At 31.8% G+C, this 13999-nt stretch carries 12 protein-coding genes; all 12 read left to right on the top strand.

All coding sequences use genetic code 11. The features are described 5' to 3' along the window. The first annotated feature begins 83 nt into the window (after window positions 1-83). The 12 genes from ACL_RS04370 to ACL_RS04315 all read left to right on the top strand — a co-directional run bounded on the left by ACL_RS04370 (window position 84) and on the right by ACL_RS04315 (window position 13879). Window positions 84-1982 (top strand): hypothetical protein, encoded by a 1899-nt coding sequence (locus ACL_RS04370; RefSeq protein ID WP_012242828.1) that lies wholly within the window; start codon window positions 84-86, stop codon window positions 1980-1982. 15 nt (window positions 1983-1997) lie between these two features. Further along, window positions 1998-4523, top strand: a complete 2526-nt coding sequence (mutS, locus tag ACL_RS04365; protein ID WP_012242827.1) for a DNA mismatch repair protein MutS — start codon at window positions 1998-2000, stop codon at window positions 4521-4523. A gap of 7 nt (window positions 4524-4530) precedes the next feature. Beyond that, window positions 4531-6243, top strand: coding sequence for a DNA mismatch repair endonuclease MutL (gene mutL, locus ACL_RS04360; RefSeq protein ID WP_012242826.1), 1713 nt, complete (start codon window positions 4531-4533; stop codon window positions 6241-6243). Then, window positions 6240-7082 carry a tRNA (adenosine(37)-N6)-dimethylallyltransferase MiaA gene (gene miaA, locus ACL_RS04355; protein WP_012242825.1) on the top strand — a complete coding sequence of 281 codons (843 nt, stop codon included), beginning with the start codon at window positions 6240-6242 and terminating at the stop codon, window positions 7080-7082. Before mutL ends, miaA begins: the two co-directional genes overlap by 4 nt. A 4-nt stretch (window positions 7083-7086) precedes the next feature. Next, a complete protein-coding gene (locus ACL_RS04350) occupies window positions 7087-7578 on the top strand; it encodes a shikimate kinase (protein WP_012242824.1) in 492 nt (163 codons plus the stop codon). After that, the gene (locus ACL_RS04345; protein ID WP_012242823.1) at window positions 7575-8000 is read left to right on the top strand and encodes a type II 3-dehydroquinate dehydratase; all 426 of its coding nucleotides are present in this window, start codon (window positions 7575-7577) and stop codon (window positions 7998-8000) included. The genes ACL_RS04350 and ACL_RS04345 overlap by 4 nt, the downstream gene beginning before the upstream one ends. Before the next feature lie 36 nt (window positions 8001-8036). Then, entirely contained in the window at window positions 8037-8594 is a 558-nt protein-coding gene (efp, locus tag ACL_RS04340; RefSeq protein ID WP_012242822.1) for an elongation factor P, read from the top strand. A gap of 109 nt (window positions 8595-8703) precedes the next feature. Beyond that, window positions 8704-9420, top strand: coding sequence for a pseudouridine synthase (locus ACL_RS04335; RefSeq protein WP_012242821.1), 717 nt, complete (start codon window positions 8704-8706; stop codon window positions 9418-9420). Between the two features lie 55 nt (window positions 9421-9475). Continuing rightward, window positions 9476-10144: a (d)CMP kinase gene (gene cmk / locus ACL_RS04330; protein WP_012242820.1), complete on the top strand. Its 669-nt coding sequence runs from the start codon at window positions 9476-9478 to the stop codon at window positions 10142-10144. After that, window positions 10137-11549, top strand: coding sequence for a S1 RNA-binding domain-containing protein (locus ACL_RS04325; RefSeq protein WP_012242819.1), 1413 nt, complete (start codon window positions 10137-10139; stop codon window positions 11547-11549). Before cmk ends, ACL_RS04325 begins: the two co-directional genes overlap by 8 nt. 28 nt (window positions 11550-11577) lie before the next feature. Next, entirely contained in the window at window positions 11578-12894 is a 1317-nt protein-coding gene (gene der, locus ACL_RS04320; RefSeq protein ID WP_012242818.1) for a ribosome biogenesis GTPase Der, read from the top strand. Continuing rightward, a complete protein-coding gene (locus ACL_RS04315) occupies window positions 12884-13879 on the top strand; it encodes an NAD(P)H-dependent glycerol-3-phosphate dehydrogenase (RefSeq protein WP_012242817.1) in 996 nt (331 codons plus the stop codon). The genes der and ACL_RS04315 overlap by 11 nt, the downstream gene beginning before the upstream one ends. Window positions 13880-13999: the final 120 nt, after the last annotated feature.

Raw genomic sequence — 13999 nt, 5'->3', positions numbered from 1 at the left:
TATATGACTCACTCAAATGTTTGTTTTTATAAAATATTATATGTTATAATTAAAATAGTCTATATGATAAGGGGGAATTTCTTATGGCAGTATTCAATAAAGAGGGTTTGTTTGTTACAAAAAAAGGGAAATACCAAGTCGATGATTTGGTCACTAAGTTAAGTTTTGTATCAGGAACTTATCTAGCTGAGTTTTTACAATCTATTGGTTTAACTATTCCGCGTAAATTACGCATGAATGTTTTATCCAAAGTGTTAAAAGAACCTGTTGAGCGCACAATTGAAGAAAGAAAAACACTTGCCGATGAAATGGGTTACAAATTAACATGGTTTAGTAAGTTTACCGATACACAATTAGTTAACTTATTAGAATGGTATAAATCAACATCCTTAGGTAATCTTTATCTCACTGGTTTCTGGAGAGATTTTTTAGACTATATAGTTGTTAAAGGTGTATCCGATAGCGATATTGAAAGACTATTTATCGAAGCTGATAATTCAATTAAGAGCAATAAACGCCCACTTACTCTGGACTTCAATAAAGCTTTAAATACTGTTTTATATGATGAAAACGGGGAAATTGATGGTGTAACACAAGCTCAATTTAGACCGGTTACTTATAAAGCAACCACCCTAACTGAATTAAGAGGTATTGGTGAAAAGTATAATGCTCCAATTCCAAAGCGCTTAAAGAAAAACGAAATGCTTCAAGTGATTTTAGATAAATTAAAAGAACGTAATGAGCTTACACCAGATCTTGAAAAGAAATTAAAAACACAAAATATTATTTTACTTGAAAGATTTGCTAAAGATCATGACATCAAAGTATCTACTGAACTTAAAAAAGAAGAAATAATTGAATTTATTCTATCAAATGCAGAAGAAACTAAGTCAACTTATTTCGTACCACAGTCTCAAGAAGTATACGAAAATCTTGATGAGCCTGTAGTTAAAAAAGAAGTACCTAAACCAGTAGTAAAAACTGAAACAGTAGTTGAACCTAAACCTATGATTATTGAAAAGGTAGTTGAACCTACTGTGACGCCAAATGTTGTCGTAAACGCCGATGTTATTGATTATAGACCTCAACTTGATAAACTAACTGAAGCATTTACCAAATTAGCTGAAAGTTTTAAAGAAAAAGAGTTTAGTGTTCACATTGAAAATTCAATTAGACCTGAACCTGTAGTGGTTCAAGAACCGCTCATAAAAGAAGAACAAGTCGTTAGACCACAACCAACTAATATGATGGTGAATCAAGAAGTACTTATTCAAGAACTGTTAAGAGAAGATGATTCTGATGCACCAGAACTTGATCCTGAAAAACCATTTGAGATTGATGGTAAAACAATGACTAAAGAATTCCATTACAAACGTGGAATTGGTGTACTTGCTGCTTTATTATCACTAGTCTTTGCGGTTGGATTTGCTTGGGTATCACTCCTTTCATTTGGTCTACTTATTGCACCATTCTTAGTGGAAGCAAATCAAATGGTTGCTGATTTAGATGCTACTATGAAGTTAGTTGTCAACTATGGTTCTATTGTACTTTCGTTAGTAAACTTATATGCATTTATTAAACTCCTAAGAAAACCTTCAATGAAGTCACTTAAAGTGCTAGGTGTGATTACACTATTTACAGGATTTATTATTACAGGATTACTAGTGTTTGCTTCTATTGGATCAAAAGTTCAAGTTGTAGAACAAAAAGAAGCATCAGAAACCACTAAGTTAGCTGAAGCTATAGAAAAAATAAGTCATCCTGACAGTAAGAAAAAAGTTAAAAAATCTCGTGGATTCATGTTTTTCTTATTAGGATTTATTACATTTGTGCTTTTAGTCTTTGTAGTTTTCTATGGCATTTGGAGATTAGAATTTACTTATGGATATGAAAACATACCATTTATAGGACCATTCTTAAGAGATTCCATCATAGAACCACTATTTGGTTCTGCACATGATATGTCACAATATTATGTATAAAATAAGGAAGTAAACATGTCAGATATTTCTAAATACACACCTATGATGCAACAATACTTAAAAATTAAAGAAGACTACGCAGATGCGATAGTCTTTTTTAGACTTGGTGATTTCTATGAAATGTTTTTTGATGACGCGATTACTGCATCCAAGGTTCTAGAAATAACGCTTACTAAAAAGGAAGCAGGTCAAACTGTTCCAATGTGTGGTGTACCGCATCATGCAGCGAAAGTATACATTCAAAAACTAATTACTAAAGGCTTTAAAATCGCAATTGTTGAACAAACATCAGAACCCGGTAAGGGTTTAGTTGAACGTGAAGTTGTTCAACTCATTACTCCTGGTATGATTATTGATGATGATATTCTACCCAAAAATGAATATAACTTTATCGGTTCAGTATCTTTATCAGAATATGGATATATATTAAGTTATGCAGATATTTCAACGGGTGATACATTTATCTTAAATGGTCTAACCAAACAAGCTTTAACTGATGAAGTATCTAATTTAAAACTCAAAGAAATCGTTTTAACAAACACTTCGGACATTTATTTATTAAACTTTTTTAAACAAGAAAGTATTTTAGTATCCATTTATACGAATCAAGAAGTTCAAAATACTAGAATTGTAAGAAATTTAAAAGAAAAGCATCTCAAAGAAGCTGGTTCTTTATTAATTAATTACTTAGAAAAAGAATCTAAACTTGATTTATCTCACTTAATGCCTTTTGAAAGTGTCATTGTTGATCAATATATGAGACTTGATCACCAGGTCTTAAATCACTTAGAGTTAACAGAATCCTTAACAGGAAATATCAATTCTACCTTGATTCAGTGGATTGATAAAACTTCCACTGCAATGGGTTCTAGATTACTAAGATATGAATTAACACATCCTTTAAAGGATAAAGAATTACTAGAAAAAAGATATGATTATATTGAAGCTTTTACACAATTTGAACCAAGAAATAAACTTGAATCTATACTAGAACAAGTTTATGACTTAAATAGATTAGTAGGACGTGTTTCAAGTAACCAAACACACGCTAGAGATTTAGTTCAACTTAAAACAACACTTAGTCTTATTCCAGAGTTTAAAGAAGTTTTAGATTCATTTGATAATCCACTTATTGATGAAATGAATGATAAGGTAGATGTTTTTGAAACTTTATTTCAATTACTTGATGCATCGATTGAAAATGAACCACCCCTAACTGTTAAAGAAGGTGGCATCATCAAAGATGGATATGATGAAACTTTAGATGAATTTAGAAGTATTGCTAAAAACGGTGACTTATGGTTAGAAAAGTTTGAAAATGAGGAAAAAGAACGTACCGGAATTAAGAACTTAAAGGTAGGTTATAACCGTGTATTTGGATATTTTATTGAAGTATCTAAAGGAAATATTCCACTCATTCAAGAGGAATTTGGTTATATTAGAAAACAAACACTAGCTAATGCAGAACGTTATATTACAGAAGATTTAAAGAATGCAGAAAATAAGATTTTATCCTCTAAAGATAGAGCAGATAAACTAGAGTATGAAATATTTAATCAAATTAAAGAAACTGCTAAAACGTATACACATGAACTTCAATTATTAAGTCAAATTATTGCATCAGTTGATAAATATATCAGTTTATCAAAAGTAGCAGAAATGTATAAATATGTTAGACCAAAACTCAATCATAACCGCATTGTAGATATAGAAAATGGACGTCACCCAGTTGTGGAACAACATGTTGAGTTCATTAAAAACCATATTCACATGAAACCAAGTGAAATATTTATTTTAACTGGACCAAACATGAGTGGTAAATCGACTTATATGCGTATGTTTGCAGTCATTACTGTTATGGCTCAAACTGGTATGTTTGTACCCGCTACATCTGCAAATTTACCAATATATGATGCAATATTTACACGTATTGGTTCAAGTGATGATATCTCAGGTGGTAAGTCTACATTTATGGTTGAGATGGTTGAGGCAAATGATGCACTCACTTATGCAACAGAAAACTCTCTTATTTTATTTGATGAAATAGGACGAGGTACTGCAACCTATGATGGACTTGCACTTGCTCAGGCGATGATTGAGTATGTACATACCCAAATCAAAGCTCAAATGATGTTTTCAACACACTATCATGAACTGACTAAATTATCAGAAAAACATGATCTTATAACTAACTTACACGTTAAAGCTATCGAACAAAAAGACCATATGGTATTCCTACACCAAGTTGAACTTGGTTCATCAGATAAATCCTATGGTATTCAAGTAGCAGCCCTAGCACATCTACCGGATCCGGTGATTAAACGTGCTAAATACTTACTTAAAAAATTAGAAAAAGATGGAAAAGGCATTGATCATAATCTATTTATGTTTGAAGAAAAAGTAGAACTTGGACAAATCATTCCGCATGATATTCAGGATTTATTAAATCACATCAATGACTTGGATATTAATCAAATGACACCGCTTGATGCTTTGATTAAATTAAAATATCTACAAAGTTTAAGTAAAGAAAAAAAATAAGGATTTAATGATGAAAAATATAGCCATTATGGATATGGCGCTTGCCAATACAATTGCAGCTGGTGAAGTCGTTGAACGTCCTGCATCAGTCATCAAAGAATTAGTTGAAAATGCAATTGATGCAGAAGCCAAAAACATAAGTATAGAAGTTCATAATATGGGACTTGAATCCATCAGCGTTACCGATGATGGAAGTGGTATGACTAGAGAAAACCTTCATAAAGCTTTTCTTAGACATGCTACATCAAAGATATTTAAAATATCAGATTTAAATGATATCAGATCCCTAGGTTTTAGAGGTGAGGCACTCCCTTCTATTTTATCTGTATCTAAAATTGAGATTATGTCTAGAACAGATGCTGGCGACGGATACTTTTTAAAGTTAGAAAATTCTAAGGTTGTTGATGAAGGTGTTGCAGTATTAAATAAGGGCACTAAAATTATTGTTAAAGAACTCTTTTATAATACGCCGGCACGCTTTAAGTACATGAAATCTGAATACGCAGAAAAAAATGCAATCACTGAAATAGTTGACAAACTAGCACTTTCACATCCAACGATTAGTTTTAAACTTTATATGGATAATAAATTAGTAAAATCTACATTGGGCAATAACCAAATGAATCAACTCATAGAAGCAATCTATGGTAAAAAGATAACTGAAGGTATGAAAGTATTATCTACATATCTAGGTAAAATTAAAGTAGATGCCTATTTAGTAGATCCTAAATTTGTTCGTTCTAAACGAAGTGACATCAACATCTTTATTAATCAAAGATATATTAAAAACTATGTCATTAGTCAAAGTATTATTGATGGTTATCAAACATTTTTAATGACAAACAAATATCCATTGTGCTTACTATATATTACGCTAGATCCAAGTTTAGTGGATGTGAATGTCCATCCTCAAAAGATGGAGGCTAAACTTGCTAACGAGCGTATGTTTGCATATCAACTAGCACCAGAGATAAGAAAAACCTTAGAATCTGGTAATATGCCAATTAGGCAAGCAATTACCGAAGTTAGAAAAGACTTATTTAAACCAACCATTATTGACATCTTTGATTTTGTTAAACAAGAAGATTTACCAGAACAGTTATTTGAACTTAATGAGGCACCAGTAGTTGAATCACTGATTGTAGAAACTGAAAAACTACCACATTTAGAGTATATTGGAACACTTTCAGGTACTTACTTACTGTATCAAAATGATGAAGGACTCTTCCTAATGGATCAACATGCTGCTGCAGAACGTATTCGCTATGAATATTATGAAGATAAAGTTGGTGCCTTAAAGAGTGATTACTATGAACTCTTAGTTGCTAAAGATCTACATATCACTGAACAAGATGCATTAATTTTACATACACATCGTCATTTATTAAAACATATTGGCTTTGAATTTGAGAATGCTAGTGTTGTAAAACATCCTACATGGTTACGTGAAAATGAACTTGATAAAGCAGTGCATGCTTTAGTAGATCAGCTTCAAGATAATGGCAAAATTGATCTAAAGATCTTAAGAAACCAACTAGCTAAAGATATTGCATGTAAAGGTGCAATTAAAGCAAACCGACAACTATCCCTACAAGAAATAAAAAAAATAGAAAATGATTTAAGACAGTGTAAAAATCCGTATACCTGCCCACATGGACGTCCTGTATTAATTAAACTTTCTAATCAAGATATTGAGAAAATGTTTAAGCGTATCGTATGAAAAAAGTCGTTTGTATTGTGGGACCTACAGGTAGTGGGAAGACTGCATTATCTGTAAAACTTGCCAAATCATTAGGCGCTGAAATTATTAATGGTGATAGTGTAAGTATTTATAAGAAACTAGATATTGGATCAGCTAAGATAACAACTGATGAAATGGATGGTGTAAAACATCATTTAATCAGTCATGTAGCCTTAGATGAACCCTATACAGTTTATAATTTTCAACAAGATGTTCGCACGCTAATTGATCAAATAGATAAACCATTTATCGTAGGTGGTAGTGGTTTATATGTTAAGTCCGCGCTTTATAATTATGAATTTGAGCAACAAGATAACGTTGAATTTCCAAACATTAATGAAATGATTGAAGTTATTAGAAAAGCAGATCCGGATATTGAAATAGATCTAAATAATCCTAGACGTATAGAATCTGCATATAGAACAATCATCAGTGGTCAAAAGCGAAGTAACAAAACTAAAAAGAACGAACCACTCTATGACATCTATTTAATTTATTTGGATATGGATAGAAAAATCTTGAAAAAAAGATTAGAAACTAGATTAGATCTCATGATTGAAAAGGGATTTATTGAAGAGACTAAAGCTTTAATAAACTACGATTTAAATATTATAGGCTATCGTGAAATCAAAGATTATTTAAATGGTATGAATGATTTAGACACTGCTAAAGAAAAGATTATTACTGCAACAATGAGATTTGCTAAAAGACAAAAAACATGGTTTATCAATCAAATGAAGCCTAAAGTATATAATGCTTTAAGCCCTGATTTGCTAGATGAGTGTTTAAAAGACATCAAAGAATTTATCGGAGTATAAAGTTATGAATATATATTTAATTGGTATGCCGGGAAGTGGTAAAACCACGTTAGGTAAAAGGTTAGCAGTAGAACTTAATAAGACATTTATCGATCTTGATCAGTATATTGAACAAAAATATTTACTTTACATTGATGAAATATTTGGAATGTATGGCGAAGAAAAATTCAGAGAAATTGAAACTGAAAGCCTAAAAGATTTCATCGGTAAAGATTACGTCATTTCAACCGGTGGTGGTATAGTCATGAAGAAGGCAAACAAAGCTTTGATGGATGGACTAAAAATTTATATTAATACACCGATTGAAACAATAGAAAAAAGATTAAAATCTAGTTATGATAGACCTTTATTAAAATCTATGACCTTAGAAGAACTTTATGATATTAGATTTTTAAAATATCAAGGGTTTGCTGATAAAATAGTATCAAACAGTGATGATATAACTAAAGCTGTATCAGACTTAGTTAAGATTGTTACGGATTGGAAAAATAAATGAAGATAGCTATTGTTCATGGTCCAAATTTAAATATGTTAGGTAAAAGAGATGTAAATCATTATGGCATGATGACACTTGATGATATCAATTGTCATATTCAAAATACATTTCCTAAAGTAGACTTTGAATTTTTCCAAAGTAATCATGAAGGTGCAATCATTGATTTTCTTCAAGAAACAGCATGTGATGCTATCGTAATCAATGCAGGTGCATATACACATACGTCGATTGCTATTAGAGATTGTTTAGAAACAATTAAGTTAATTAAAGTGGAAGTTCATTTATCAAATATTTATGAACGAGAAGCTTTTAGAAAGATAAATTATATAAAAGATGTGGTAAATCAAACATTTTTTGGTAAAAAAGAGCAGTCTTATATGGATGCAGTTACTTATATACTTGAAAAAATGAGTAATTTCTAGTAAACTATATAAGGTTTTACAAAGGAGAATATAAAAATGGTATCTACAAGTGATTTTAAAACAGGCTTAACAATCGAAGTTGACGGCCAAATCTATGTAATATTAGACTTCCTACATTCTAAAACAGCTAGAAGTGGAGCGCTAATTAATACAAGATTACGTAATTTACGTACAAAAAACATTCAAGAAATAACTTTCAAATCTGGCGATAAAGTTGAACGTGCGATTATCGACCGCATTAAAATGCAATACTTATATGCATCAGGTGACACACACGTATTCATGAATATGGAAACTTATGAACAAATCGAAGTGGACAAATCTCAAATCGAATACGAACTTAATTTCTTATATGAAAGTTTAGAAGTTGAAATCAACTTTTACGGAACAGAAATTATTGGTGTAAACTTACCTGAAAAATTAGTATTAGAAGTTAAAGAAACTGTACCTGGTGTTAAAGGTGATACAAAAACTAACGCAATGAAAGATGCTTATTTGGCGTCTGGATACTTAGTTAAAGTACCAATGTTCATTGAAACTGGTGAAAAGATCATCGTGAATACAACTGAAGGTACTTACGTTTCAAGAGCGTAATTTATATTTATGAAGATAGAAAGACCGTTAGTGTCTTTTTATTTTGAAACATGTAGATTTTAGGGTTAAAATTATAAGCTAAATATGCTATAATATTAAAGGTGAAAATATGGAAAGATTATCAAAAGTCATTGCTCAGGCTGGGTGTGCATCCAGACGTAAAGCAGAAAATTTAATTACAGAAGGTAAGGTTAAGGTTAATGATGAAGTCATTAATGTTTTAGGCTATAAAGTTAGTCCTAAAGATATCATTACTGTTGAAGGCAAACCCTTAGTCAAAGAACCTTTAGTATACTATTTACTAAATAAACCTACCGGTTATCTTTCTACAACCGCTGATATACATAAGCGTCGTAACATTTTAGACCTTATTTTAAAAGAAGATCAAAATGTTCGTTTATTTCCAATACATAAACTTGAATATGATACATCTGGTTTATTGCTTGTAACAAACGATGGTGAATTAACAAAGAAATTAACAAGCCAAAGCGAAAGTATTCAAAAAGAATATGTTATACGTACTAAAGGTATCATGATTAAAGAGCGTATCCGTGAAATCAAACGCGGTATTAAGGTTGAAAACAAAATTATTAAACCAGTTGATATAGCAATTGTTGAACTTGATAAAGCACATCAATCCACATTAGTTAAAATGATAATAACCAATGAATCAGCTAAAGAACTAAAAACCATGTTCAAGCAACTTGGACATGAGGTTAAAAACATGACTCGTATTAGATTTGATAGTCTAACACTAGAAGGTGTTAACCGAGGAAGTTATAGAAAATTAAAATCTCACGAAGTAAAATACTTATATCGTAGTTAACATATGATATTAAATCTACTTTGTGGTATAATAAAATGTAGTGTGGAGGAATTTTATGGCAGGATTTAAAGTGGCCATTGATGGTCCCGCAGGAAGCGGTAAATCATCAATTAGCAAAAATGTAGCGCACAAACTAGGTATGACCCATATAGATACGGGTGCCATGTACCGAGCAGTCACCCTTTTAGCCATCGAAAATCAAATTGACATGAATGATGAATCTCAGTATCGCTTTTTAGAGGACGTACAGATAACTTATAGAGATGATCACATCTATATAGGTGACCGTATTGTTGAAAAAGAAATTCGTTCTAAAGCGGTCACTGACCACGTGTCACTAGTCTCAAGTTTTCCTTATGTGAGGAAGAAGTTAGTTGAAATACAACAAAAACTTGGCGAAACAAACAATATCATCATGGATGGTAGAGATATTGGTACAGTTGTCTTACCAGATGCAGACTTAAAAATATTTTTAATCGCTGATGTAAGAGAACGTGCTAAAAGAAGGCAACAAGATAAACAAAACCAAGGCTATGAAGTAGATATCGAAAAGTTAATTGAAGAAATTACAAGAAGAGATCAACTAGACTCACAAAGAAAAATATCACCACTTAAAAAAGCAGAGGATGCAATCGTGGTAGACTCGACACATATGTCATTGCAACAAACAGTTAAAAAAATAATAGAGCTGATACAGTCAGCAAAAGGAGTAATCAATGAATGATTTTATAATCCCTAAAAAAGGACAAATTATCGAAGGTGAAGTTTTTCAAGTAAAGAAAAATTATGTACTTTTAGACATTAACGCAGCTACAGAGGGAACTATCTATGCTGAGTACTTTGACAGACCTGCACCTGAGGATCTAAGAAAAGTTATCAAAAAAGGCGATAAAGTACGCGCTAAGGTAGAAAAAATAAGTGAAGATGATCGTTCATCTTTAATCATGTTATCTAGATTACCACTTTTACATGAAAAGAATATGGAAAAAATCCAAAAAGCTTTTGATGAAAAGTTAGAAATTGAAACTGTAGTTAAGTCAGCTAATGATAAAGGTTTAGTATTAAACTTTGAAGGAATTGAATTATTCTTACCTTACTCATTATTAGATTTCGAATTAAAAGATCAAAAAGATAAACTTATTGGACAATCATTAGTGGTATTAATTGAAGAGTTTAAAGCAGATCGTAAACGTCCTAAATTAATTGCAACTAGAAAACCTATTTTTGAAGCACGTCGTCAAGAAGAGCAACAACAACGTCAAGAAGCACGCCAAGAAGAATTAGAAACAATTACAACTGGTGCTGTATTAGAAGGTGTTGTTGAATCCTTTGAAACACACGCTGCATTTGTACGTTTTGAACATGTATCAGGTATGTTACGTATTTCTCAAGTGTCACATCATAGAATTGATAAAATTGAAGATGTCTTAGAAATCGGACAAAAAGTTCAAGTTAAAGTGATCAAAAAAGAAGGTAACCGTCTAGATTTATCTATGAAGGCTTTACAACCTACACCATATGAAGCATACTTAAAAGCTCACAAAGTTGGAGAAACAGTAAAAGGTAAAGTCGTATCTAAATTACCATTTGGTATTTTAGTAGAACTTGATCGTGATGTTAAAGGTTTACTTCATAAGAGTGAATATTCATGGAATCCTCAATCTAATTTTGACGCATACATCAAAATTGATGATGAAATTGAAGCAGTTATTTTATCTAAAGATGCTAAGAAAGAAAGAATTTCACTTTCTAAGAAAGTATTAGAAGATAATCCATGGGCTAAACTTAACTTAAGAGTTGGTCAAGATATTGAAGTACGTATTGAAGAAGTAACAAAAGAAGAAGTCAAAGTATCTTTTGAATCTGTTGATGGTATCATTCCAAAAAATGAAGCACATAACGATCCAAAAGTGAATATTGATGAGTATTACCAAGTTGGTGATACTGTTAAAGCTAAAGTGATTGAATTTAATAAACAAAACTGGGTATTAAAATTATCTGTTAAACGTTTATTAAACTTACAAGAACGCCAAGAATTTGAAAAATATATGGGTGATGCTGATGAAGCAGAAAGCCTAACACTAGGTGACATATATACAAATTTAGGCAAAGATAAAAAGAAGAAATAAAAAAATATAATATAAAGAAGGTTTTAGGATGCCATTTACTGTAGCAATCGTCGGTCGTCCAAACGTCGGCAAATCATCACTGTTTAATCGTATAATAGGTGAAAGGTTTTCGATCACGGACGATGTAGCGGGTGTCACAAGAGACCGTATCTATGCTCAAGCAGAGTGGTTAACTAAACGATTTAGTCTAATAGACACTGGGGGCATCGATGTTGGTGATGCCCCTTTTTTAACTCAAATTAAACACCAAGCAGAAATAGCAATGGATGAAGCAAATGTCATTATTTTTGTTGTTGATGGCTTAAGTGGTTTAACAGATAGTGATTACTATATTGCAAAACTACTTTACAAGACAGATAAACCTGTCATTGTTGCTGTTAATAAAATTGATGATATTGTACATGCCCATAATGCTTTTGAGTTTTATGCACTTGGATTTGGTGATCCAATTGCAGTATCCAGTCACCATGGTATTGGTGTCGGTGATTTATTAGATAAAACATTAAGTTACATGGTTGAGGAAGAAAAAGTACATGAAAAAGGGATTATTTCTTTTTCAGTTCTAGGTCGACCAAATGTTGGTAAGAGTTCATTAGTTAACGCCATTATTGGTGAAGAGCGTGTGATCGTCTCAGATATTTCTGGTACAACCACAGATGCAATTGATACAACATTTACAAAAGATAAACAAAAATATACGATTATTGATACTGCTGGTATTAAAAAGCGTGGTAAGGTATACGAAAACTTAGATAAGTATTCTGTATTACGTGCCATGACTGCACTTGAGCGTAGTGATATTGCACTACTTGTACTTGATGCAACAGCAGGTATACAAGAACAAGACGGCCACGTTGCTGGCTATATTATGCAATATATGCGTGGATGTATTATTGTCGTGAACAAATGGGATTTAATTGAAAAAGATAGTAAGACAATGAAGAAGTTTGAAACTGAAATCCGTGAAACGTTTAAGTTCTTACCTTATGCACCAATTGTCTTTGTTTCTGCTAAAGAAAACCAAAGAGTTCATACAATATTCCCTGTATTAAGAGAAGTATATGAAAACTTCACGAAACAATTACCTACAAAACTTGTGAACGATACTTTATATGATGCTGTAGCAATGAATCCACCTGCTATATTCAATCATGGTAAAGCAAACTTCTCATATGCTACACAGGTGGATACAAAACCACCTACGATTGCAATTTTCGTTAACGATCCAGTATTCATTCATTTTAGTTATGAACGTTATTTACAAAATCAGTTTAGAGATAATTTTGAATTAACGGGTACACCGTTAAAATTCGTCTTTAGAAAGAAGGATAACTATGAAGATTAGTGTAATTGGTGGCGGTTCTTGGGGAACTACACTTGCTCAAGTACTAACTGATAATGGACATGAAACATTGATTTATGATGTGAATCCTGAAGCAGTTAAAAAGATTAACAATAATATCCATCCATTTTTCGATAATAAGATTACTGGCATTCGTGCCACATTAGATTTGAAAGAATCTATTGATTATGCTGATTACATTTTACTTGCAGTGCCTACTAAGTTTATGCGTGACTCCTTAAGAGATATTAATAAACTAGCAACTAGAAAACTATATTTTATCAATGTATCTAAAGGAATTGAACCTGTAACACTTAAACGTGTTTCAGAAATTGTAACTGATGAAATTACCCCAGAATTACTTGGTGCTTACGCAGTATTGACAGGGCCATCTCATGCTGAAGAAGTTATCGAACGTAAACTTACAGTATTAACTGCTGCAAGTGATGTGGAATGGTTTAGAAAAAGTGTTCAACAACTCTTTTCAAATCAAAGCTACTTACGTGTTTATACATCAGATGATTTAATTGGCTGTGAAGTCGGTGGTGCAATTAAAAATGCGATTGCTATCGTATCGGGTATGATGACAGGTTATGGTTTAGGAGAAAATGCACGTGCAGCATTAATTACACGTGGGATCCTAGAAATTGTACGTGTTGTTGTTCACTATGGTGGTAAAAAAGAAACTGCGTTTGGCTTAACAGGTATTGGAGATTTAATTGTAACAGCTTCAAGTTATAATTCTAGAAACTTTAATGCAGGTTTAAAGATAGGTCAAGGTACACCAGTTGAACAAGTTTTAAGTGAATCTAAGATGGTTGTAGAAGGTGTTCGTGCAATCCAAGCAGCAAAAGATTTATGTGTTCAAACAGGAATTGAGTTACCTATTATTGAAATCACTTATGAGGTTATCTTTAATAACATGAGTGTCAAAGAAGCGATTCAAAATCTATTAACTAGAGAGTTAAAAGAAGAAGTTATTGCTTAATTTAAAAGCTAATTTAAATGAACTACCCCATAAAACGTGAATCCATATTATGGAATAATTCGTTTTACGGGGTATTTTTATGCCTAAAATGAGAACATTTGAGTCTGTAATGTTTAATTT

Source organism: Acholeplasma laidlawii PG-8A, from assembly GCF_000018785.1.
Taxonomy (GTDB): Bacteria; Bacillota_I; Bacilli_A; order Acholeplasmatales; family Acholeplasmataceae; genus Acholeplasma; species Acholeplasma laidlawii.
This window is presented reverse-complemented; position numbering and strand designations above follow the sequence as displayed.